At 37.3% G+C, this 22,217-nt stretch carries 20 protein-coding genes; 11 read left to right on the forward strand and 9 right to left on the reverse strand.

Annotated features, from left to right (window positions below; genetic code table 11):
* Together BMW36_RS06365 and BMW36_RS06370 are read right to left on the reverse strand one after the other, a co-directional pair.
* Entirely contained in the window at positions 1–1,044 is a 1,044-nt protein-coding gene (locus BMW36_RS06365) for a HEAT repeat domain-containing protein (protein ID WP_089740027.1), read from the reverse strand.
* A complete protein-coding gene (locus BMW36_RS06370; RefSeq protein WP_089740028.1) occupies positions 1,041–1,955 on the reverse strand; it encodes a response regulator transcription factor in 915 nt (304 codons plus the stop codon). Before BMW36_RS06370 ends, BMW36_RS06365 begins: the two co-directional genes overlap by 4 nt.
* 265 nt (positions 1,956–2,220) lie before the next feature.
* Between BMW36_RS06370 and BMW36_RS06375 the strand changes: the two genes are divergently transcribed.
* Positions 2,221–2,502: an SIMPL domain-containing protein gene (locus BMW36_RS06375; protein WP_089740029.1), complete on the forward strand. Its 282-nt coding sequence runs from the start codon at positions 2,221–2,223 to the stop codon at positions 2,500–2,502.
* 46 nt (positions 2,503–2,548) lie between these two features.
* On the opposite strand, the gene BMW36_RS06380 is transcribed toward BMW36_RS06375, so the two are convergent.
* Positions 2,549–3,463 carry a phosphatidate cytidylyltransferase gene (locus BMW36_RS06380; protein ID WP_089740030.1) on the reverse strand — a complete coding sequence of 305 codons (915 nt, stop codon included), beginning with the start codon at positions 3,461–3,463 and terminating at the stop codon, positions 2,549–2,551.
* 92 nt (positions 3,464–3,555) lie between these two features.
* On the opposite strand from BMW36_RS06380, the gene BMW36_RS06385 reads away from it, so the two are divergent.
* Positions 3,556–4,101, forward strand: a complete 546-nt coding sequence (locus BMW36_RS06385; RefSeq protein WP_089740031.1) for a hypothetical protein — start codon at positions 3,556–3,558, stop codon at positions 4,099–4,101.
* Positions 4,102–4,184: 83 nt separating this feature from the next.
* The gene (locus tag BMW36_RS06390; RefSeq protein WP_245711601.1) at positions 4,185–5,303 is read left to right on the forward strand and encodes a CAP domain-containing protein; all 1,119 of its coding nucleotides are present in this window, start codon (positions 4,185–4,187) and stop codon (positions 5,301–5,303) included.
* An 83-nt stretch (positions 5,304–5,386) separates the two neighbouring features.
* Here BMW36_RS06390 and BMW36_RS06395 read toward each other — a convergent pair whose 3' ends face one another.
* The 3 genes from BMW36_RS06395 to BMW36_RS06405 form a co-directional block, all read right to left on the reverse strand.
* Positions 5,387–8,599, reverse strand: a complete 3,213-nt coding sequence (locus tag BMW36_RS06395) for a rhamnogalacturonan lyase (protein ID WP_175480368.1) — start codon at positions 8,597–8,599, stop codon at positions 5,387–5,389.
* A gap of 357 nt (positions 8,600–8,956) precedes the next feature.
* Positions 8,957–10,783: a WXG100 family type VII secretion target gene (locus BMW36_RS06400; RefSeq protein WP_089740032.1), complete on the reverse strand. Its 1,827-nt coding sequence runs from the start codon at positions 10,781–10,783 to the stop codon at positions 8,957–8,959.
* A gap of 4 nt (positions 10,784–10,787) precedes the next feature.
* The gene (locus BMW36_RS06405; RefSeq protein ID WP_089740033.1) at positions 10,788–12,788 is read right to left on the reverse strand and encodes an efflux RND transporter permease subunit; all 2,001 of its coding nucleotides are present in this window, start codon (positions 12,786–12,788) and stop codon (positions 10,788–10,790) included.
* 215 nt (positions 12,789–13,003) lie between these two features.
* Here BMW36_RS06405 and BMW36_RS06410 point away from each other — a divergent pair, with 215 nt between their 5' ends.
* The 4 genes from BMW36_RS06410 to BMW36_RS06425 all read left to right on the forward strand — a co-directional run bounded on the left by BMW36_RS06410 (position 13,004) and on the right by BMW36_RS06425 (position 15,874).
* Positions 13,004–13,564 (forward strand): TetR/AcrR family transcriptional regulator, encoded by a 561-nt coding sequence (locus BMW36_RS06410; protein WP_089740034.1) that lies wholly within the window; start codon positions 13,004–13,006, stop codon positions 13,562–13,564.
* A gap of 75 nt (positions 13,565–13,639) precedes the next feature.
* Positions 13,640–14,227 carry a GNAT family N-acetyltransferase gene (locus BMW36_RS06415; protein ID WP_089740035.1) on the forward strand — a complete coding sequence of 196 codons (588 nt, stop codon included), beginning with the start codon at positions 13,640–13,642 and terminating at the stop codon, positions 14,225–14,227.
* Between the two features lie 128 nt (positions 14,228–14,355).
* Positions 14,356–15,339: a glycoside hydrolase family 43 protein gene (locus BMW36_RS06420; RefSeq protein ID WP_089740036.1), complete on the forward strand. Its 984-nt coding sequence runs from the start codon at positions 14,356–14,358 to the stop codon at positions 15,337–15,339.
* A gap of 145 nt (positions 15,340–15,484) precedes the next feature.
* Positions 15,485–15,874 (forward strand): hypothetical protein, encoded by a 390-nt coding sequence (locus BMW36_RS06425; RefSeq protein ID WP_089740037.1) that lies wholly within the window; start codon positions 15,485–15,487, stop codon positions 15,872–15,874.
* Between the two features lie 34 nt (positions 15,875–15,908).
* On the opposite strand, the gene BMW36_RS06430 is transcribed toward BMW36_RS06425, so the two are convergent.
* Positions 15,909–16,481, reverse strand: coding sequence for a cupin domain-containing protein (locus tag BMW36_RS06430; RefSeq protein ID WP_089740038.1), 573 nt, complete (start codon positions 16,479–16,481; stop codon positions 15,909–15,911).
* A 179-nt stretch (positions 16,482–16,660) separates the two neighbouring features.
* Between BMW36_RS06430 and BMW36_RS06435 the strand changes: the two genes are divergently transcribed.
* From BMW36_RS06435 to panF, 3 genes are all read left to right on the forward strand, one after another.
* On the forward strand, positions 16,661–17,473 hold the full coding sequence (locus tag BMW36_RS06435) for an ATP-grasp domain-containing protein (RefSeq protein ID WP_089740039.1): 813 nt from the start codon (positions 16,661–16,663) through the stop codon (positions 17,471–17,473).
* 121 nt (positions 17,474–17,594) lie between these two features.
* Positions 17,595–17,873, forward strand: a complete 279-nt coding sequence (locus tag BMW36_RS06440) for a YhdT family protein (RefSeq protein ID WP_089740040.1) — start codon at positions 17,595–17,597, stop codon at positions 17,871–17,873.
* Positions 17,870–19,297: a sodium/pantothenate symporter gene (gene panF, locus BMW36_RS06445; RefSeq protein WP_089740041.1), complete on the forward strand. Its 1,428-nt coding sequence runs from the start codon at positions 17,870–17,872 to the stop codon at positions 19,295–19,297. Before BMW36_RS06440 ends, panF begins: the two co-directional genes overlap by 4 nt.
* 59 nt (positions 19,298–19,356) lie before the next feature.
* On the opposite strand, the gene BMW36_RS06450 is transcribed toward panF, so the two are convergent.
* Complete coding sequence (locus tag BMW36_RS06450; protein WP_245711602.1) at positions 19,357–20,865, reverse strand: malate:quinone oxidoreductase; 1,509 nt, start codon at positions 20,863–20,865, stop codon at positions 19,357–19,359.
* A 383-nt stretch (positions 20,866–21,248) separates the two neighbouring features.
* Here BMW36_RS06450 and BMW36_RS06455 point away from each other — a divergent pair, with 383 nt between their 5' ends.
* Positions 21,249–22,016: a protein kinase family protein gene (locus BMW36_RS06455; RefSeq protein WP_089740078.1), complete on the forward strand. Its 768-nt coding sequence runs from the start codon at positions 21,249–21,251 to the stop codon at positions 22,014–22,016.
* Here the strand turns inward: BMW36_RS06455 and BMW36_RS06460 are convergent.
* Positions 22,013–22,216 carry a hypothetical protein gene (locus BMW36_RS06460; RefSeq protein WP_089740043.1) on the reverse strand — a complete coding sequence of 68 codons (204 nt, stop codon included), beginning with the start codon at positions 22,214–22,216 and terminating at the stop codon, positions 22,013–22,015. The two genes, BMW36_RS06455 and BMW36_RS06460, sit on opposite strands and share 4 nt — an antisense overlap.
* Between the last annotated feature and the right edge of the window lies 1 nt (position 22,217).

The raw sequence follows: 22,217 nt of genomic DNA on the forward strand, positions 1-22,217 counted from the left end.
TCATAAACTCTCCTGTATCACATTATTAGCCATTTCTTTGGCATAAAGATCGTCCGTTTCCTTAATAAATTCCTTTAATATCAGTTTGCCGCGTGCACTATTTACCAGTGATTTTGCTGCCTGATAACGAACCCACCATTCCCTGTCCTGCATCAATCTCTTAAGCGGCTGACTAGATTGTTCAACAGGAATATAATTGAGGATTTTTGCGAGCATCAGTCGTTCTTCCCAATGCTTAGAATCCATTATTGGAAGGTAGCGATTAACATCAGAGATGGTGCCCAACACACTGATCGCTTTCAATGCCCGGATTCTCATTTCTTTATCTTTATCTGCTATAAGCTCCTCAAGGAAAGTAATCTTGTTGCGGTCATTTTTTTCAGCAATTACTTTTATCAATGCGTATTGACATGGTTCAGGCAGGTTGTCAAATAACAAAAGAAGCTTGTCTTTTGTTTCTGCATGCAAAAGCAGAAGTAATTGACGGTACTCAAATTCGCCAAGTTTAATAGGCGGTCGCATAAAAATTTCTTTTGCCTTTTCCGGTTGGAAATTCACAACGATTTTCAGCATATGGAAATATTCCTGATCTGTATATTTTCGCCCGCTGTCCATCATCTCTATAACTGTCGATGTCAAACTATCTATCTGAAAATCTAACACTCGATATATTGCATTCAAGCGTATACTCCAGCGAGAATGGTGTAGTCTTTTGCAGTAATAATGGGACATGTAGTCATTGGCAAACATTGAAATGCGGAGAGATAGACGATTGCTTGTTACATTCTTTTTATATTTTCCTAGTATTTCCTCGATCGCTGCAAAATCCTGCGCATATGCAGGTTTAATAAGATCCTCATTATCTATCTCATTGATTAAATAATCATACCAATCGTCCGCATGCTTTGTAATATAATTATTAATTAATAAACGTGCTCTTTTATTTATTAACCTTTGGATAACTACATAACATGTAAGAATCAGTAATAGAGAACACATCACAACAATACCAATTGCTAATATGATCACCAATTGCTGAATCATATAGTGTACCTTCTTACAATCTGTTCAATTTTGGCTGTCAATAATTGAATATTGACTGGCTTTGTAATATACTCATCGACACCCGAGCGATACGCGTAAATCATCGCTTCCTCCGAGTTTCTTTCTGAGAGCATAAAAAGGATGAACTTATTTTTATTGGGCATATCCTGTACATGATGTAAAATATCAATCCCATTTCTTTTTGGAAGTACTTCATTAAACAAAACCAGATGTGTATCACCTGAATAATACCAATCGGATTGAAGGAATTCCTCTCCATCCGTGAATGTACGGATTTCCCAGGAGAAGTTCTCTTTTGTTGCATTTTCCAAAACAGACTGCAGTAATCGTCTTACAACAAGATCACTTTCCACAATACTTACCTTTGTCTTAAAATGTTCCTTATCCTTAACGTTTTTCACTATCACCGTTGAGAAATATCCTTCTTCCTGTGCCTGATATAATCCTTCCTGCCCTTTGTATAAAGCCTCACGATAAGCTAAATTCTGCTGATTAATTTCTACTATACTAGCGGCTAGTTCTATTGTGAAAAATTGATTATTTTCCAAAAAACACAAAGCATCCTTATTAAAAATCCGGTTCAGAAATGCTACTGCTTCCTTTTCTCCTGAGTTAGTTAGAAACATCATCCAATTCCCTTCGGTTGGCCGTGGAAATAATAAATCAGATAAACGCTTCTGTTTCATTAAGTATCTTTCCACTTTATTAATAGCATGTTGCTTAATAGTACTATTCCTTGTCCTTGCTACATCACTTAAAGGGTGAATGGACAGAAAAACAATCGAAAACCTTAACTGACTGCGGTCAAGGTTTGCTGCTAACATCTGATATATCTCTTCAGCTGTTTTCATGTCACTTAATAAATGTGACTTTGTAATAGTTTCTATCATAAAAACCACCCAACTTATTATTCCAGTAGTCTATGTTGCCGTAGATGAGCATAATTATTTCACATTTCTTAAAAATTATATTGTAACATGGAAGTGCTCTGCTATATAGATCTCATTCCCTTTTCATCATAAATAAATCCCCATTTTCCAGCTGAATGTTTCAATATTGTAACAATTGTCATCATTTTTTAACTAGAGAAAATGTTTCAAATTTATAAAAACGGTGTATAGATTATTAAAGAAAATTACACAGGAGGCCATTCAGATGAAAGAATTCAAATCAAAAACTATTACTTTAAATAAAAAACTATCAATCAACGAAGTCTTGTCGATTCACTTGTATGAAAAAATCTATAGCGGGAATATTTACCTGCTACATAACCATGAATTAATTAATACAAAGCATTTACCTGATTTAGTGACATTTTCTCTCCTAGTGGAGGAAGAAACTGAAATTAAATGTGTTGTCGAAGGACCAAATCCTGAAGAAGCACTTGAAGAAGTAGCTTCGAGGATGCAAACAACAGTACTTGACCAGGCGCTGTAAAAGAACAGTAAAAGAGCACCGACAGTACGGTGCTCTTTTCTTATACTCACATAAAGTCAAAGTAATAACGGATAATATGGAAGAAGATAGGGGATGTGTATGTCAGGCTGTCAATTCTGCTTAAATAACGGCCTTGCAGCAGCTGCAATTTTGCCTGATTGCCTATTAACAAATCCCGCTTCAAAACAGAGACGGTTAAACTTCCGATAAAACCTGCTGCACCAATTATTGCCCCTGACAAAACTCCAAACTTCCAATCAAATGGTGTGAGATACGGATATAACAAATAGGAAATTGAAGATGTGGCGAGCAATCCAGCTATAAATCCTTCGAGTGTAATATACGGGTTAGCAGACGGAACGATCTTTATCTTTCCTATGTATAATGAAACAAGATATTGAATTACATCATTTGTTTGGGTTAAGATGATGAGGAATAAGACTAAATTCGATCCATATTCAGGCGTAGCGAATTGATAATAAGCTAAGTGGCTTAACCCAAATACCATTAGCATGACACCCCATTGTGTAAAACTTACAGACCGGAGAAAACCTACTGTTCCTTTTCTTATAATCCGCGGTAAAGGCAGGAATAAAAATACATATACAGGAATAAAAACAATGAACATGCCATACCAGCCGATGTATATCCAGTAATACTGAATTGGAATCATTAAGTATGCCCATAAAAAAAGTCTGCGGTCAGATTTTCTTGTTTTCATCATGGAAAAATACTCTTTAAGCGAAAAATAGGACAGTGCCATAATCGACAGTAATGACAGTGCTGGAGTAAACAGTGTAGCAAAGAAGAATACAACAAACATGCCCCACCAGACTTTAATACGGTATGCTATCCCAGAAAAATCTTTACCTGGCTGTTTTTTCTTCGCAATCTTAAATAATATCGTTGCTAGTGTTATAGTTATTAGAATGACAGATAATGTCCAGATCGTTTCTTCCATTCTATTCCCCCCTTTTTTTCCTGCTTCATTTATTTTACAATAACTGATGTATAATAAAAAGAATGAGAAGGTATGAAGTTAGGGGGATAAACATGTGTTATGTTTATATTATGCTTTCAGATACAGGAACACTGTTTACAACAATGATAAAAAAGTATACAAAAGCACCGTATAACCATGCTTCCATTTCTTTTGATCCTCAATTAAGAGAAATGTACAGTTTTGGAAGGAAAAATCCTAAAAATCCTTTGAACGGAGGGTTTGTTAAAGAGGATATATGGTCAGGTACATTTAGCAGATATCCTGATACTACTTGTGTTATTTATAAATTAAAAGTCAGTGAACGACAAATGTCAAAGATGAAGCGTGTACTCCATGTATTTATAAAAAATAATGATAAATTCCTGTATAATATTCTTGGTGTGTTCGGTGTATCTATAAAAGAGCCTATTGAATTCAGCAATTCCTACTTTTGCTCACAATTCGTCGCTGAAATTTTACATCGTTCCGGAATAAAATTATGGGATAAACTCCCTGCAATGGTTACTCCTGATGACTTCCGAAATAGCGGGGACTTAGAATTAATCTATGAAGGCAGATTGTTTGATTTCACTCCAATACTTGAACATAAACCATAATCTGCAAGAGACTTTGAATGGTTGTATCTTGATAGATTTGGTTAAAATATGAATAAAGCGATGAACGGATGTGAGGTGAGGGTTTGGGCAAGTTAAAGTTCTTGTCAATGTTAATCATTGTATTTTTAGGGTTATATTACTTTTACGGTGATCAGTTTCAGCAATCAGGAGTTAGTGGTGTTGCACAAGAAATCAAAGAAGATATTCAATTTATAAGTGAACACCCGCAAATCCATGCAATTATTGATTCTATAAACCAGGAGATTCAACTTCTTATTGGGAAAGTTGAAAACCTGGAAGAAGAGAATAAACCCGAGGTGGAAAAGCCTGATTTAACTGCACCATCGTCTCAAACATTCTCCATTTATAATATTGAAATAGGCGATAAACAATCAGATGTAGAAAATCAACTAGGTGATCCAAAGCGAAGATCTTTAAACGAATATGGTGTGGAGTGGCATACCTACCACGAAAATTACCAGAATTTTGTGATGGTAGCATATGATTCAAACGGGAATGTATCCGGTATGTACACAAATCAGGAGCTGTTAACTTCTACTAATGGATTATCTCTAGGGAGTAACAGGAATGCTGTAAAGTCTGTTTTAGATGAACCTGTAGATGGGATCAGAAAAGGGTTTACCTATTATCAAACACAAAATAACGGGGAATATGATACTTTTCTAATTGACCAGAACTATGTAACTGTTTTTTATGATTTACATGAAGGAGACACGGTTACGGCAATACAAATTGTTTCAGCAGATTTAGAAAGTAAGAAAGATGGTTTTTTTGGTGAGCCAAGTGATCAGTTAAAAGAGGGTTTCGAATATCAATTATTTGATTTAACCAATGCCGCAAGAGCAGTTCATGGAAAACAAGTCTTAACATGGGCAGATTCTGTAAAAAAGACAGCTCGTAACCATAGTGAAGATATGGCTGTAAACGGATATTTCTCCCACACCAATTTAGCCGGTGAATCACCGTTTGACCGCTTATCATCTGATGGTATTGACTACCGAATGGCCGGGGAAAATCTGGCAGCAGGTCAATCAAGCAGTATTTTTGCCCATGAAGGGTTAATGAACTCACTGGGGCATCGGGAAAATATATTGAAAAATGACTATCAGTCCCTTGCAGTTGGAGTTGCTTTTGCCGATGATTCTCGCCCGTTTTATACTGAGAACTTTATTACCCCATAGAGCAATGAATGAGAAGCAGGCAAGCGGGGGCTCAACACCCCCACTTATCAATATTTCACTTTATGGTACTCTCCATTTTTCCTTTATCTATTCCACATATCTTTCAGCTTAACAGCATCTTCGTTTAACGAATCTTTTACACTTTCTTCAAGGTCGCTCTTCGCTAAATGCTTGATGAAAACGTCTAGCTGTTTGGATGCCTGCATTGTTCTGCCATTATTTAAATGACGTTGTGCCTGTTCCAATTTATTTTGTAAAACATTCAGTTTCTTATCGTTTGAGGTTAACTCGAGCGTATGCTTCATAGCATTCAGATTTGCTGTGTAATCAACATCAGGGAATTCCAGTGTACCATTCAGCACATCTTCTCTTACGTCTTCACCTAGATAATAACTAATATGTGGTGGCTGATTATAAGTAGTATTCTGCCACGCAATTCCCATCCGATAAACTGTATCATGCATTAATGTCGGCAGTCTGTACTCTGTTGGGATCGTTGTACTGAAAATTCTTAATTCTGAACTATCTTCAGTAGGATAAATCGCTTCTTCTCGCCAGTCACCTAATATATCAGCCTGTAATGTTGGATTCGCTTTTGTCCCATTATTACTTACAACGTTTTCAAAGCTTTCTATTACGTTAACTTGGTTCGTTTCTTCATCATATTTTGAGATCGTGGTTCCATCTAGTAACTCATGGAATAAATCACCATCCCAATATGTTACAAAGTTAACAGGAAGCCCGATATCCCTGAAACTGTCTGTAATCAAGTCACCTTGTACATTATATACACCGCCGCCAGTTTCCGCTGTTCCTCCACCGGCACCCCAAAATTCATAGCCTGGGTTAGAGGTAATATTTGCTGCGACCCCTCTACCTGCATCTTTGAATGCATAAAATGATCGCAATGTTTCCCCTGTAGCACCATCCCGATATTGTAGTGAAGCAACACCCGGATCTTCATGGACACCGAATACGTGCAGTCCTTCCCGATCAGGATCAAATGCTCCGAGATGCAGGGCATCACCATGGGAACCTTTCTCCCTTCCCATTTCACCGTCCATTGCGTATAGAATAGTACCATCATGATCCAGTGTGAGAGAACCTGCTACTATCTCATCAAATCCATCATTATCAACATCACCTGTTGCCAGATTGTGATTACCCAATCCTTCTCCTCGTCCAGCCTCATCAGTATCAAATACCCAGTCTTCCACTAGCTGACCATCTTTTAAGCTATAGGAAACAAAGCCAGTTCTTCCATAATAACCACGTCCGTAAATCGCACTAGGAGTTTTTCCATTTATATAAGCAACACCTGAAAGAAAACGGTCAGATCTGTTGTAGAAATTATCGCCCCAGGAGATGCCGCCATCACCCTCTTCTTTTTCCACAGGGAAGGCAAAGTCAATTGTATCAATCACTTCACCAGTTTCGCCATTGAACACTGATACATATTCCGGTCCGCCGACAACGTGGCCGCCATCATTTATCCAGCGTCCATCATCCTCTTCATTTCCAATTACACTGATCACCTTTTCCGGGTCATATACCCCATCTGTTGCACCATATACTTTGGTAGCATCAGCAGTTTTTATCAGAAATTCCGATTTTCCGTTACCATCCATATCTGCAACTACAAATTGATGATATTGTGGCCCTGAGGTTAAGTTCATTCCCATATTCATTCTCCACATTAATGTGCCATCCAATTCGTAAGCGTCAAAGATCGTCGGTCCTGTAATCACATCTTCCAATGCCGTCATTGCATTAGAAGGACGCCAGAGTAATATAATTTCGTATTCACCGTCACCATCCAAATCTCCTACACTTGCGTCATTCGCACTGTAAGTATACTCTCCCGTAACTGTCGAGCCTCCTTCTGGTTTTTGAAGGGGAATGGATAAGTAATCTTTAGATGCAGCAGTTACATCGCTAATATCAGCCTTTTTACCATTTACCAATGTTTCTACTTTATAAGTTGCTCCAGCTTCTCCAGCTTCGTCCATATAGTTGGTAATCGATAATGGTTCATCGTTTAATTTTCGTCCATCACGATATATGTTAAAACTTACATCCTTATCGTATTCATCTGCAAGTAATCGCCATGAAATGAAAATACCGTCCTCAGCCTTAAGTGCTATTACTCCCCTGTTTAACCATTCCGTATCACGATTGGTGTCTGGAGGTGTTAGACGGTTATAAACATAGATAGAAGCTTTACGGGAAAAGATGTTTTCTAATTCGTCGTCCTCCGCAATAGTGCCTTCGAAATGATAGATACCTTCCTGCTCAGGATTCCACTTTCTGTCTGTTGTTTTCCACTCATTAATTGCTACATTTATTATTTCATTACTTGCTAGTACTACTGGCACTGTATCTGGCAAGCCTATTGTATCAATATTCTCAGTAGTCTCCCCTGCATATACCCGGTGATATGGTAATGAAGGAACATTTGTAATAACATTATCCGCGATTGGAACTTGTGAAATTTTAATATTATCCAAATATGTTGTCCATGTATGGTTATTTCCTGATGTTCGTATACCTACCAATCTTATGGTGGATAACGTACCATCAAATGAGACTCCGTCTAACGAAGATTCATACGTTTCGATTTCCCCACTCTCTTTATTTTCCATAGTGAGTGTTACGTTATTGTTTAACAAATCAAACATAATTTTAAGATTGTACCATGTATGAGGATCTGAAAATCCTGTTGTTGTTGCTTCATTATTACCTAGGAAATATTTAAGTGGAGCATTTTTTGTGTGATTTAATGTAAATACAGTATTTCCAGCACTATCAAGAATTCTAAATTCCCCACCATTTTCATTAGGGTGAGTGCCTTTGTCATTGTGCTCTCCAGGATACCAGTCATATTCAACAAGCATTTGTGTCCCTCTTACAGGTTCATCAAAAGTCTTTGTCGCAACCCGTCCTCCTGATTGATCAACAATGGTGTATTGCAACTTTGCGGTATTGTTTCCTGCCAGTTCTTCTTCATTGATTGAAAGTGTGGCAGCAGATGTGGTAAATCCCCAATTTTCCGGTGTCAGTTCTCCAGAATCACCGAAATCTGTAAAATATACTTGCTCGAATTTGTCTTCTGTACTTACATCTTCAGCAAGAACGGGACCAAAATTACTAAAAACTAATAATAGTACGACAATTAGTAAAAAACTTTTGTTAAAATAATTAGAAATTCGCAAACCTTCATCCACTCCTTTTCCTATAAATGAGATGCTGGTCTCAACAGCTGTTCCTTTCCACCCCTCCTTTGAAAGCGTATTCATTTTAGTTGAGAACTCCTCATGCAATCTCTTTATCAGCCTACCAATTAATTTAGAATACTGTAAATAGGAATATTTTGCTTGTTTTTAAACCATTGTCAGGACAACTGTTATCCTAGTTATTAGTACTTTTTTGGATGTTTGATTTTCAATAGTGCAAATATTTCCTAGTCATATAGTTTACTCATCACCTGGTTCTATAGTAAGTAAAGCACACCTGATGTAATTTCATTTACCTATGAATGAATATATTTCCAGACTGATAAATATACTAATAGAAATGGTGACAAAAAACTGTCGGATAATAGAGTTAGCCAATATACAAATGCCCGGCATTACTCAACATGCCGGGCTTTAATTCTATGAAAATAATTCAACTAATCGAGACCAGAATCCGTCTTCCTGCTCTTCTTCAATTTCTTCTGTTTCCACTTCTTCTTTTACTATACTCTCCGTTTTAATAACAAATTGTACTGTTTCCACCTTTTCATTCTTCTTTGAAACAAACGATACAGGATCGAAATCTGATTTATCATACTCTTCTATCATTTCATCCACTTCTGCTCGAATTTCATCTGGCATATTATCAGTAGCATCTGCCAATTCTGCAGTACCACCATGTAGTTCTCCTACTCCTGTTGACAATGCACCTGTACCGCTTGATAATTCAGCAATTCCGCTGTTTATCCCACTATAGTTTTCTGCTAACTGGCTAACTCCGTTTGTGTATGAAACTAATCCATTATGAAATTCCTGATAGTTTGTTGATAAACCTGCTATACCTTCTTGCAGTTGACCTAATGAGTCTGTTACATCCATTGTATCCAGGGAATCTGATAAGTTAGTTGCCATCGTATTTAAGGAGCCGCTCATTTCGTTTAATGAACCGTTCACTTGATTTAACGTACCTTCAACAGTAAAGAAAACTTCCTTCACCTGATTATAGGTTGTTTTTATCGCTTTTGCTGATTTATATGTTTCCACTAATTTATCGACAACATCACTATTAGCCCCACTGCTGTATAAAGCATTGATTTGTTCCTCTGTAATCTCATGTGACGGCATAGCTTCCACCGCTTCGTTTAATGTGTTCAATGCATTCACATAGTTTTCCTGCAATGTAGACAATCCAGTTGCAGTCTCACTAAGGCCATTACCCATTTGAACAAGTCCATCAGGCAATTGAGTTAACTGGGTTAAGTCAATGTCACCGGAATCACCTTGCAGCGATTGATTCATTAAAGATAAAGCATCCTTGATCGAAGTTGATGCGTTAATAATTTCTGTGGATGATTGGCTTATCTCTGCCATTCCGTTATTATATTGCTGTGAACCATTGACTAAATCATTGACACCAGTATCAAGTGTGGCAATTCCTTCCTCAAGTTCTGCCACACCTGAATTGATTTCTGCTACAGCATCTGCCAATGTTTCCATCTCACCAGTCATCTCATCAACATCAGGTGTCTCAATTGACATGGATGAAGGTACTGCAGAAATCTCAATTCCATTCAACTCAAAATCTGTCACATCTGCAGATAAAGACATATCCCCTTCTTTACCAGGCATTACAGTATAAGTAATTTGCTTATTTTTACCAGCGTTCGCAATGGTAGCTTCCGTTGCCTCAATATTGTTAAATATGGCTGGATCCAATGTCATTGATACTTGCAGCAGGTAGTTCTGATAAAACGAGTTTTGCTCCGACTCATTTGGAGATGTAGCAATATCAATCTGGAGCTTTCCATCTTTTCCAAGCAAGTTTTCCGGATCTGTTTTCTGACCATTTAACGTATAAGTAACATCTACTTCCCAAGGCAGTGACTGGTTATCCATGTTACCTTGATAAAAAAATTCACCTTCTTCTGCTTGGAATGATACTTTTTGATCTGTTTGTTCTATCTCAGAGAGGTTTGTCAAATTTTTCACAGACTCGTATGGACCATGATCGATGATTTCACCAGATTTCGTTACATCAAACCTGTTGACAACATACATCGCTTTTTCATCGCCTGTTGCTGAAAGTGTCGCATAAATAACCTCATCTTTATTTTTATATTCTCCATTTGTCCCATCACCACTGTTGTCAGTTACCTTTTCCTCCTCATTTGGAGCTGCAGACAGCAAAAACGGAGGGAAAATGAGAACAAGAGTAAGCAATACAACAATTATATGTTTTCGTCTCATATTATCATGACTCCTTATAATAATTTGCATTCAATGTTGTTTTGTTAATCACTTTGTCAAAAACCAGAAGCATTGCCGGAAGGAAACAAATTACCATCACAAAAGCAAGCAATGCTCCCCTTCCTAACAGCAGTCCTATAGATGACACTACCGGATTGGAAGAGGTCCCCCATAAGATAAAACCTACACTCGATAGAATAGATGCTGATACTGCTATAGAGAAAATCTTCTCATCTAACGTCTGTTTAATTGCACGTAATGCAGACATTTGCTGTCGGTTCTCCTTATAACCCTCCATTAGAAGGATCGCATAGTCAACCGTTGCAGCAAGCTGCACTGTGCTTATAATTAAATAACCTACATATACAAGGGAGGAATTTGTAAAATACGGAAAAGCTAAGTTGATCCATACTGCCGCTTGTATTGTAAGCAATAACACGATTGGGATAGACAATGAACGAAAAGTTAGCAATAACACAATGGCAATCGTTATTACTGTCAATAAATTGACTACTGTATTATCCTTTTCCACCGTGTGTTTAATATCGTACAGTGTTACACTTTCCCCAAGTGTATGGCTTGCATCTCCATAATACGATTCTGCCAGTTCCTTCACATTTTCAACAAGTGAAAATGCCCGCTCTCCTTCAGTAGCTGTCTTACCATATATTATTATTCTGCTGTACTTCTCCGAATAAAACTGTTCTGTTACTGATTCATCGAGATATTCAGGGGGAATCACAGGACTAACTGCATTTACGTAGGCAAGTACACTTGTTACATCCGGAAGGTTATCCAAATCCTGAACAAGTTCATCCTCTTTTGCGGTATCGCCTTTTGGTACAAGAAGTACAACAGGTGTTGACTTACCAAAGGTTTCCTCTATTTCGATTATATCCCTTCCTGCCCTTGTCTCCTCAGGCTGATCACCAATTCCATAAATAAAATTAGTATTACTCTGTGCAAGGAAAGCAGGAATGATAATGATTAAGACTACGAGAATACTAGGTATTTTTAACTTAATAATTCTTCTCCCAACATTCTTAAACTTCGGAATAATAGGTTTATGCTGGGTTTTGTCCATCCATTTGTATAACCAAAGTGTCAGTGCAGGTAAGAAAACCATGACACTAATAAAACTTAACACAATCCCTTTTACAAGGTTGACTCCTAAGTCTGATCCAATCTCGAATTTCATAAAAGTTAATGCTATGAATCCAAAAAAAGTAGTTGATGCACTTGCAGCAATTGCAGGGAAAGACTTTTTCATTGCTAATTGCATCGCTTCTTTCGGATCGGCTACCTTCTCCCTGTAATCTGAGAAACTGTGCAGCAGAAAGATAGCATAATCCAACGAGACTGCCAGTTGAAGAATTGGGGCAACCGATTGGGTAACAAATGAAACTTCCCCAATAAAAATATTTGTTCCAAGATTAATCAGAACAGACACACCAATTGCTATTAGGAAAAACAATGGTTCAATCCACGAATTGGTTGAAATCACTAATATTATTATGATAATCGGTACAAGCAATGCAGCTGCATACATCGATTCTTTTCCCGCCATCGTCTGTGAGGTGGCAGTGTTTAAAGCTTCTCCGGACATTGCATTTTCCTCACCGATTATCTCATAAATAGCATTGGTTACTTCTACCTCATCACCATCTCGGATACTTAATGTGATTAAGGCATTGTTGTCTTTATAATATGTTTCGACAGTATCCTTATCTGCCATTTCAATCGGTGTTTTTAAATCAATGGCGTCATCAAGCCACATTACATCAGAAACACCATCAATTGAAGAAAGCTGTTCTTTATAGTGCAGACCTTCCTGTATGGTGACATCCTGTAACATCACCCGGACATTTTGTGTAGATCCTTCAAATTCTTCATCCATCACTTCCATTGCATTGGTAGATGGAGCATCTTCAGGTAAGTAATCTACCATATTGTAGTTAACTGAAACAAAAAACTGTGCAATCGAACTGACTGCTGCAATGACCATGAAGGCAATGACCACTGCCTTTTTATGTTTTAATATTGTCGATACTATGATTCTTCATCCTCTCTTGCGTAAACAAACATTCCACTTTATTATTATATAGACACGATGTTGCTTATTCAACAAACAGTATTCTAATATGTGTTAAATGTACAACAGTTTCATAGAATATGTTGGATAATTAACAAAATCTCAATATTTAAGAAGGTGTTTTTAACATGGATCGTCGAAAAAAATATACACAAATGGTATTAAAGGAAAGTTTTCTAAAATTATTAAATGAAAAAAATCTCTCAAGTATAACAGTAAAGGAACTATGTCAGCTGGCTGATATTAACCGTTCTACATTCTATTCCCATTATGCTGATCAATATGATTTATTATCCAAGATGGAAGAGGAAATTATTGATGATATGACATTATATTTAAATGGCTGTAACTTGACCAAAGAGGATGAAGCGGAACAAGTTACAGAAAAATTGATGGAGTATATTGTAAAAAACAAAGAGGTGTGTCAAACATTACTTGGAGGAAATGGAAATGCGGGCTTTCTTCAAAAGGTAATGGCTGTTGCGAAAGAAAACATTAAAAAAAGCGGATCCCTTGAAAATCAATTAAGTGAAGATATAGCAGAATACTGGAGTACTTTTATTGTAAGTGGCGGAATCTATGTAATTAAAAATTGGCTCGAAAGAGGAATGGACAAAACTCCAAAAGAAATGGCAGGTATGATTAATGCATTTGCTAATTCTGGGTTTAACATGCTTAAAATTCATTAAACTCCTTCTCATTTAAAGAATTGATTGCTTAATTTGTGCTAAGATGATTAAAACGGTACAAGAGGAGATAAAAATATGATAGTTTCACTGTACGGTCTTGAAGGCGAATTTGTAAAACTGGCTGTAATGAACAGCTCACATACAAAGGAATTATTTAATGCAGCTAAGGATGCTAGTATCTGGAGGCATTTACCGAAAACAATTCAAGTGTTTGATGATATGCAGTTATTTGTAAATGAAGCAATTGAAAAAATGGAAACAGGAACAGAGATCCCTTTTGTTATCATTGATAAACAATCAGATGAGATTGTTGGCAGCACAAGGTTTCTTGATATTTCCAACTTCACTAGAAGTTTAGAAATAGGCTGGACATGGTTGACACCGCATGTTTGGGGGACAAAGGTTAATATGGAATGTAAATACTTGCTTTTGAAGTATTGCTTTGAAAAACTAAATCTGATCCGTGTTCAATTGAAAACGGATGAACAGAATATCCGGTCACAAAAAGCGATTGAAAGGATTGGCTGTAAGAAAGAAGGGATATTACGTAACCATATGATTCGAAAAGATGGTACATATCGTAATTCAGTGATTTACAGTATTATTGAAAATGACTGGATTAGTGTGAAACATCAATTAGAGAATACCCTTTACCGTAAATAACTTATATAGAACAACTATTTCCCCTTGAAATACCGCGGGTAAAATAGTTTGTTTTTCGACTGTACAAAGTCCCTTTATTCTAATATACTAGTATTATAGTTAAATCATTTTATATTTGGAGGGATATTATGAGTACGAAGACTAAACCGAATGAGCCAATTGTTACACACATTTACACAGCAGATCCTTCTGCACACGTTTTTGACGGGAAACTGTATATTTATCCATCACATGATCTGGATCATGATGAGCCTTCTAATGACAATGGTGATCAGTATAAAATGGAAGACTACCACGTCTTGTCGATGGAAGATGTAAGCGCTCCATGTATAGATCACGGAGAAGTATTACACGTGAAGGATATTCCATGGGCCAGCAAACAGCTTTGGGCGCCTGATGCAGCATATAAAAATGGCAAGTATTATCTTGTATTCCCTGCAAGAGATCATGACAACATTTTTAGAATCGGGGTAGCAGTAAGTGATAACCCTGCTGGTCCATTTAAAGCTGAGGAAAATTACATACCTGGCAGTTTTAGCATTGATCCAGCAGTTCTGGTAGATGACGATCAAAAAGCATACGTGTATTTTGGCGGTTTATGGGGTGGCCAATTAGAAAAATGGCAGACTGGCAGTTTCATACCAGATGCGGAAGGACCAGATCCATCTGCGCCTGCTTTAGGACCTAGAGTTGCTGAGTTAAGTGAAGACATGCTGACATTTAAACACGATCCCAAAGAGATAACGATATTAGACGAAGATGGGAATCCTATTCTAGCAGGTGACGAAGACCGCAGATTTTTTGAAGGACCATGGGTTCATAAATATAATGGACTTTATTACTTATCTTATTCAACAGGAACAACTCATAAAATTGTATATGCCGTGAGCGAGAATCCACAGGGACCTTTTACATTTAAAGGAACGATTCTAAAACCTGTTATCGGCTGGACTACTCATCATTCCATTGTAGAATTTAACGGAAAATGGTATTTGTTCTATCATGATTGTTCTATGTCAGATGGCGTCAATCACAAACGTTCAGTAAAATTTACCGAGTTGAACTATAACGAAGATGGAAAGATTCAGACAATTGATCCATATGGGGAATGAACTGTTTCCTTTCTTTAAGCGAGTGAAAACCGAGCCGATATTAAAATCGGCTCCTTTCCCCCTCCTTAAAAATCTGCAGAAATTATCTCACTACTTTTCATAAAAATAATTAATAACTGAATAATTTAGAAAGGAAGTTTCGTACATGTCAAAACTAATCATGCATGTGAGCAGGATTTTCTTAGGCATAGTCTTCTTAACTGCCGGAATAAATGGTTATTTTGTAATTTTTGGTCTCGAACCTTTTATAGCAACAAGTCCTGAGGCAATGGCACTGTTCGAGTTTGAGTATTTATTAATTATTGAAAAAACGTTAGAAATTATTTGTGGTATTCTATTAATCCTTCACCAGTTTTTACCACTGATATTAATAATATTAGCACCTGTGATTGCTAACATTTTGTTCTTACATATTTTCCTTGATCCATCCCTGCTTATTTTAGCCATTTTACTAGTCCTCGCACATGGTTATCTTTTGTTTTATTACAGAAAGATTTTTATGCCAATGATTCATAGAAAACACAACCCCAGCTGATTAGCAACATTGCATTTAATATTACTTTCTCACATTACCTGATGCCAGATGGAAAATCTGTCGGCTGTCCATAGAAATTCACGTAATTAGATCCCTCATTATATTCTGCCGCAACAGCGTCCGCTTTAGTTAGATGAATCGTCCCAAAAGGATGATTAGGCGGAGCATAGATAGAATACAGCTTTAATGGAATATTTCCTGTATTTGTAAGGTTATGCCACGTGCCCGCTGGAATGATTATAGCAGAATCTTCACCAGCATATCTTGCAAAGGTCAATTCATTCCTGTTTTTTCCCATTTGGACAAAACCTTGTCCTTGTTCTATTCTAAGAAACTGATCTACATCAGGATGCATTTCCAGTCCAATATCTTCGCCAACATTTAAGCACATTACGGTCAGTTGTAAATGGCTGCCCGACCATAATGCTGTGCGAAATGTTGTGTTTTGCTTAGTTTTATTATGAATATTAATCACAAATGGCTGCTGCCCATAATCTGTTGCTGTCATATTATGGGGATTTGGCTGAAACTGCTGATAAGATACAGGATTGGTGAACCCAGGACCGCCACCATATAAAGGGAGGGTCCCGTAAGGATTGCCGTACATATTACATCTCACCTTTCTATGTTAAAAGTTGATGCATTAACTCAATAAAACGCCTAGACAACATATCTTATGTGCAGCCTCAGAAAAATGCTCCTATGTGAAATGAAAATATATCTAGCATTTTTTTGAAATCATGCTAAAATTAGATTGTTAAATTGATAATATGGAGAAATGTTAAGATGAAAATGATTTCTTTTAATCCCTTTCGCACAATCGGCATTCCGGGAGTCCGGTATATTAAGCCTGAACTGATGTTCCAGGAAATCGAGGAAATTCGTGAGGCTGATCTTATTCTCTTCCCTGAGACATGGCAAGTGAACACACTCGTGTACGGACTCAAAAAGAAGATCTTTCCAAGTATTGAAACGATCCAAATTGGTACAAATAAAATTGAAATGACCCGGGCCTTATGGTCTATCGCAAAACCTTATGTGCCGTATACAGAAATTCTGGCAAATACAACTAGTAATATAGTAAAGATTCTAGATACCTTTCCGTTTCCTTTTGTTGCAAAAGAAGCAAAAAGTTCCATGGGAAAAGGTGTATACCTCATTGAAACAGAGGAGCAATTTATGAAATATGCCAATCACCATAGTATTCTATATATACAGGAATATTTGCCAAACGATGGCAGAGACTTACGAGTTTGCTTTGTCGGTGACCAGATATATGCGGCGTACTGGAGAATTGGTCAGGACGGAGAATTTTTGCACAATGTAGCACAAGGTGGGGAAATCTGTTACAATTTTATACCAAATGATGTACTCGAGCTTGTCACAATGGTTTCGAACACACTAAATATCAATCATGCCGGATTTGATATCATTGTTAGTGAAGGGAAAAATTATATACTGGAATTTAATGTTTTGTTTGGTAATCAGGGATTGTCCAATCAGGAAGTAACTGTAGAACAAGCAATTTATAATTATATTTTAAAAACTTTCTTATCGCCATTCCCAACTGCACCTGCGCCTGGGAAAATTATTTCATAATTCAGAAAAAAATTAGAGAAGGAAAACTAAGTCGATCAGTTTTCCTTCTCTTTTCATATCACTCGCATGTATCTTTAAATAATGTATAATTTAGTTAATAACTTGATGCAAGGAGGTTACAATGTTGACACAGCACAAAGATTACCGAATTAAAATTGCTAATCGGGAGGCTCTAATTGGTATTGGCCTTGTCCTGTTTAATTTTATCTGGTGGTTTGGTTTCGCATATGGCCTTGGAAGTGGGGATATCGCAGGATATGATTATATTTTCGGTTTTCCTGCATGGTTTTTCTACAGTTGTATTGTCGGTGTATTGATAATGGCTGTACTTGTTTTTATAATTGTAAAGAAGTTTTTTGTAGAGGTACCTTTTGATGATGAGGAGTTAGAAAAAAGATGAATTGGCATGCAACGATCACTCTATTCGGATCAGTAGCTATTATATTTCTCACAGGGTTGATAGCAAGCAGAAATCAAAGCAGTGATAAATCATTTATTCAGGATTATTATTTAGGAGGAAGAAGTTTAGGCGGGTTTGTATTAGCAATGACAATGACAGCTACATACGGAAGTGCCAGCAGCTTCATTGGCGGCCCGGGAGTTGCTTATAATCAAGGGTTAGGCTGGGTGTTATTATCCGTTACGCAAGTTGCAACAGGGTATTTCACATTAATGATTCTTGGAAAGAAATTTGCCATTATCACTAAGAGATACAATGCTGTCACAATGGTTGATTTCCTCAAGGAGCGATATCAGTCAAAGACAGTGGTTGTATTGTCTTCTATCAGTATCGTCATTTTTCTTTTCTCTGCAATGGCTGCTCAGTGGATTGGCGGCGGCCGCCTTATAGAATCCCTCACAGGATTATCTTATCATTCGGCATTATTTATTTTTGTTATAACTGTGCTAATTTATGTTACTTTCGGCGGTTTTCGTGCGGTAACTTTAACAGATGCCATCCAGGGAAGCATTATGTTTATTGGAACACTCGTCCTTCTCATTGCTGTCATCATTGCAGGCGGTGGTGTTCCGGCAATAATTAATGAACTAAACAATATTAATCCGAATCTTATTACTCCATTTGGTGCGGATGGTACGTTAACTCCAGCTTATGTTTCATCCTATTGGGTCCTCGTAGGTGTAGGAGTAGTGGCATTGCCGCAAATTGCTGTAAGAGCAATGTCATATAAAAATACAAGGTCATTCCACCGTGCATTAACCATTGGAACAATCGTAGTTGGTGTAATAATGCTGAATATGCATATAATCGGAGCATTTGCCAGATCTATTTTACCTGGTATAGAAATCGGTGATAAAGTAATGCCGGAGATAGCTTTACATGTTCTGCCGGCATGGGTAGCCGGTATCGTTTTAGCGGCACCCTTAGCTGCAATTATGTCAACGGTAGATTCGTTATTGTTACTCGTTAGTTCAACGATTGTGAAAGATATCTATATTAATTACATTAATCCGCAAGTAAACAGGAAAAAAGTTCAAAAAATCAGTATGGGGATTACAGCGATACTCGGAATCATTGTTTTTTTAATTGCTGTTAATCCACCTGACCTAATTATCTGGTTAAACTTATTTGCAATCGGCGGACTGGAGGCAGCCTTTATCTGGCCTATCGTATTGGGACTTTATTGGGAAAAAGGAAACAGATTCGGTGCACTGTCTTCCATGCTTGTTGGAATTCTGTCCTACGTCTTACTCCACAGCTTTTATCCGGATCCTTTCGGAATGCATGTTGTTGTTACATCGATTGTGCTTTCATTAATAGCCTATATTGGCGGAAGTCTGATCATGAAGGAGCAGTCACTATAATAGTGAAAGAGGGACCTGGCTCTGTCAGGTCCCTCTCCTCTATTCCCATTATGAACTGCCTATAATTCCTGTGCTTTTGAAGTATTACCATCGACAAAGCCTAATACCTTGTCAGAATCGTTATTTATTTGCTGAATAAGCTCAGGGTTCTCGGTAATTTTCAAACCATATGATGGTACCATTTCTTTAATTTTTGGCTCCCATTCTTTCAACTGCTCCGGAAAACATCGTTCGAGAACCTCAAGCATAACAGAAACCGCTGTAGAAGCACCTGGTGATGCACCAAGTAATGCCGCAATCGAACCATCCGCTGCAGTTACTACTTCTGTACCAAATTGTAAAGTTCCTCTGCCAGCTTCCGTATCTTTGATTACTTGGACACGCTGTCCTGCAACAAGCAGGTCCCAGTCTTCACTTTTTGCATCTGGAATAAATTCGCGCAACTCTTCCATTCTTTGTTCTTTAGATAACATTACTTGCTGGATCAGATATTTTGTCAGAGACATATTTTTTGCTCCGGCTGCTAACATTGTCAGCAGATTATTTGGCTTGACGGAAGTAATCAAATCAAACACAGATCCGGTTTTTAGAAACTTTGGTGAGAATCCAGCAAATGGTCCAAACAATAAAGATTTCTTATTATCAATAAAGCGTGTGTCAAGATGTGGAACTGACATAGGCGGTGCACCTAGTTTTGCTTTTCCGTAGACTTTGGCATGGTGCTTTTCAACGACCTCCGGATTGTTGCACACCATAAACAACCCACTTACAGGAAAACCTCCCATTCGCTTTCCTTCAGGGATACCCGTTTTCTGAAGTAAATGAAGGCTTCCTCCTCCAGCACCGATAAAAACAAATTTAGCTGTATGGCGCTCTACTGTGCCGTTATTCAGATTTTTCACTTTTACTTCCCATGTCCCGTCACTATGACGTTTCAAGCCATTTACACTATGTTTGAATTTTAAATTCACATTATTCGCTTCCAGATGTTCAAACAATTTGCGTGTCAAAGCGCCAAAATTGACATCTGTTCCTGAATCAATTTTGGTTGCCGCTATTGGTTCATCATTTTCTCTATCCTTCATCATCAGAGGAATCCATTCTTTTAATTTTTCAGGATCATCAGAAAACTCCATTCCCTCAAACAAAGGACTATCAGAAAGCGCTTCAAACCGCTTTTTTAAAAAATTTACATTATTCTCTCCTTGTACAAAACTCATATGTGGTAACCTGACGATAAAATCTTTTGGATCCCGTATCAGATTACTGTTTACAAGGTGCGTCCAGAATTGCTTGGAGACTTGAAACTGTTCATTTACTTTAATCGCTTTCGTAATATCGATTGACCCATCTGGATTTTCTGATGTATAGTTAAGCTCACATAACGCAGCATGACCTGTCCCTGCATTATTCCATTCATTCGAGCTTTCTGCCCCGGAACTATCCAGCTTTTCAAACATCGTAATATTCCAGTTTGGGGCTAATTCTTTCATTAAAGCTCCCAATGTTGCACTCATGATTCCAGCACCAATTAGAATGACGTCTGTACTAGTATGATTGTTGCTCATTTTAACCTTCCTTATATTGTTAGATTTACAGAAAAAATGGAGCTGCTTCTCTTTTGAAGATACAAAGCTTCAACCCCCACTTTTTCCGATGATTTACTGCCCTTATCATAGTTTATCACTATGAACAATAGATTGAAATACTTATTTTCTATTATAGTATAGTTAAAAGGTGTTGCAAAGTGCCGTGTTATTAGTTGTAAAATAATATAAAGTGAGACTTTGATCAGTGGGGGTTTTAGACCCCTACTGATCATTAGCGAAACTTATCAGGGTGTTAGCGTCTGTTTACTCCCACTTAGATTCTTTGTGATACTCGAAGATTGAAGTGGGAGTCTTACAGACGGTTAGCACCGTGATTAATAAAATGAGAGGTATTTATGGAAATGTTGAAATGGATTATTAAGAGATTACGCCAGACTCTTCTGGATAAAACATATTCACCGAAACAAATACTTGCTGGCAAATACCAAATAGAAAAGGTATTAGGCGACGGAAGCTATGGTATTGTCTATTTATGTACATCACTCTTGTCCAATAAAAGATGTGTGGTAAAGCAATTGCGTAAACGTAAGAGAAATGAGAATGAATCAATGTATCTTCAAGAAACTACTGTTTTAAAAATGCTGAATCATCCAGCCATCCCGGCATTTCTCGAAACCTTCACAGATAATAATACTTTGTTTTTTTCTATGGAATATATGGAAGGGGACAATATAGAAGATATATTATTTAGTAAAAAAGAGACATTTACCGAATTAGAGGCATTAATTATCTTACGTGATTTACTTGAAGTTATTGAATATATGCACAGTAAAGGAATTGCCCATGGGGACATAAGAATTCCAAATATAATGATGAATCATACCAGGTTGTATTTAATTGATTTCGGTTTAACACAATTTCTTCGCAATGAAGAGAATAAAAGTATCGTCCAAGATGATTTTTATGACTTAGGAGATTTTCTTCTGTTTATGCTTTATTCCACATATAGTGCTAAGCCGAAAAAAAATCAACCTTGGACAGAGGAGTTAACTTTGAACAAACGTACCATTTCTATCTTAAAAAGATTACTGCAAGTCGAGCAGCCTTATGAAAGTGCGAAGGAAATACTTGCTGACGTCAATCAGGCAATTCATCTTTTGAGTCATTAGCTGCTGCTGCTGCCAAAGAACCCGCGCCTTTTATACCGGTGAGAGCCGGAGTACGGGTTGTGGTGGCGTCGACCACTGCTGCTATAATGGCGGTACTTTTTTCTTTTACTTGAACTGTAGTGATGATAACTGTGTTTCCTGCTGCTGCTTCCGTGCTTTTTCATTTCATGTGATAAATTTCTAAGGAACTTTTTAATCATA

The organism is Gracilibacillus ureilyticus, from assembly GCF_900111195.1.
In the GTDB taxonomy this organism is placed as follows: domain Bacteria; phylum Bacillota; class Bacilli; order Bacillales; family Amphibacillaceae; genus Gracilibacillus; species Gracilibacillus ureilyticus.

What these genes read in the sequence shown, in the direction of transcription:
- BMW36_RS06365 (WP_089740027.1), bottom strand. Translation starts at nt 1,044, where the DNA reads ATGATTCAGCAATTGGTGATCATATTAGCAATTGGTATTGTTGTGATG.
- BMW36_RS06370 (WP_089740028.1), bottom strand. Translation starts at nt 1,955, where the DNA reads ATGATAGAAACTATTACAAAGTCACATTTATTAAGTGACATGAAAACA.
- BMW36_RS06460 (WP_089740043.1), bottom strand. Translation starts at nt 22,216, where the DNA reads ATGATTAAAAAGTTCCTTAGAAATTTATCACATGAAATGAAAAAGCAC.
- BMW36_RS06405 (WP_089740033.1), bottom strand. Translation starts at nt 12,788, where the DNA reads ATGGTCATTGCAGCAGTCAGTTCGATTGCACAGTTTTTTGTTTCAGTT.
- BMW36_RS06455 (WP_089740078.1), top strand. Translation starts at nt 21,249, where the DNA reads ATGTTGAAATGGATTATTAAGAGATTACGCCAGACTCTTCTGGATAAA.
- BMW36_RS06420 (WP_089740036.1), top strand. Translation starts at nt 14,356, where the DNA reads ATGAGTACGAAGACTAAACCGAATGAGCCAATTGTTACACACATTTAC.
- BMW36_RS06425 (WP_089740037.1), top strand. Translation starts at nt 15,485, where the DNA reads ATGTCAAAACTAATCATGCATGTGAGCAGGATTTTCTTAGGCATAGTC.
- BMW36_RS06375 (WP_089740029.1), top strand. Translation starts at nt 2,221, where the DNA reads ATGAAAGAATTCAAATCAAAAACTATTACTTTAAATAAAAAACTATCA.
- BMW36_RS06450 (WP_245711602.1), bottom strand. Translation starts at nt 20,865, where the DNA reads ATGAGCAACAATCATACTAGTACAGACGTCATTCTAATTGGTGCTGGA.
- BMW36_RS06435 (WP_089740039.1), top strand. Translation starts at nt 16,661, where the DNA reads ATGAAAATGATTTCTTTTAATCCCTTTCGCACAATCGGCATTCCGGGA.
- panF (WP_089740041.1), top strand. Translation starts at nt 17,870, where the DNA reads ATGAATTGGCATGCAACGATCACTCTATTCGGATCAGTAGCTATTATA.
- BMW36_RS06430 (WP_089740038.1), bottom strand. Translation starts at nt 16,481, where the DNA reads ATGTACGGCAATCCTTACGGGACCCTCCCTTTATATGGTGGCGGTCCT.
- BMW36_RS06415 (WP_089740035.1), top strand. Translation starts at nt 13,640, where the DNA reads ATGATAGTTTCACTGTACGGTCTTGAAGGCGAATTTGTAAAACTGGCT.
- BMW36_RS06440 (WP_089740040.1), top strand. Translation starts at nt 17,595, where the DNA reads ATGTTGACACAGCACAAAGATTACCGAATTAAAATTGCTAATCGGGAG.
- BMW36_RS06385 (WP_089740031.1), top strand. Translation starts at nt 3,556, where the DNA reads ATGTGTTATGTTTATATTATGCTTTCAGATACAGGAACACTGTTTACA.
- BMW36_RS06395 (WP_175480368.1), bottom strand. Translation starts at nt 8,599, where the DNA reads ATGAATACGCTTTCAAAGGAGGGGTGGAAAGGAACAGCTGTTGAGACC.
- BMW36_RS06410 (WP_089740034.1), top strand. Translation starts at nt 13,004, where the DNA reads ATGGATCGTCGAAAAAAATATACACAAATGGTATTAAAGGAAAGTTTT.
- BMW36_RS06380 (WP_089740030.1), bottom strand. Translation starts at nt 3,463, where the DNA reads ATGGAAGAAACGATCTGGACATTATCTGTCATTCTAATAACTATAACA.
- BMW36_RS06400 (WP_089740032.1), bottom strand. Translation starts at nt 10,783, where the DNA reads ATGAGACGAAAACATATAATTGTTGTATTGCTTACTCTTGTTCTCATT.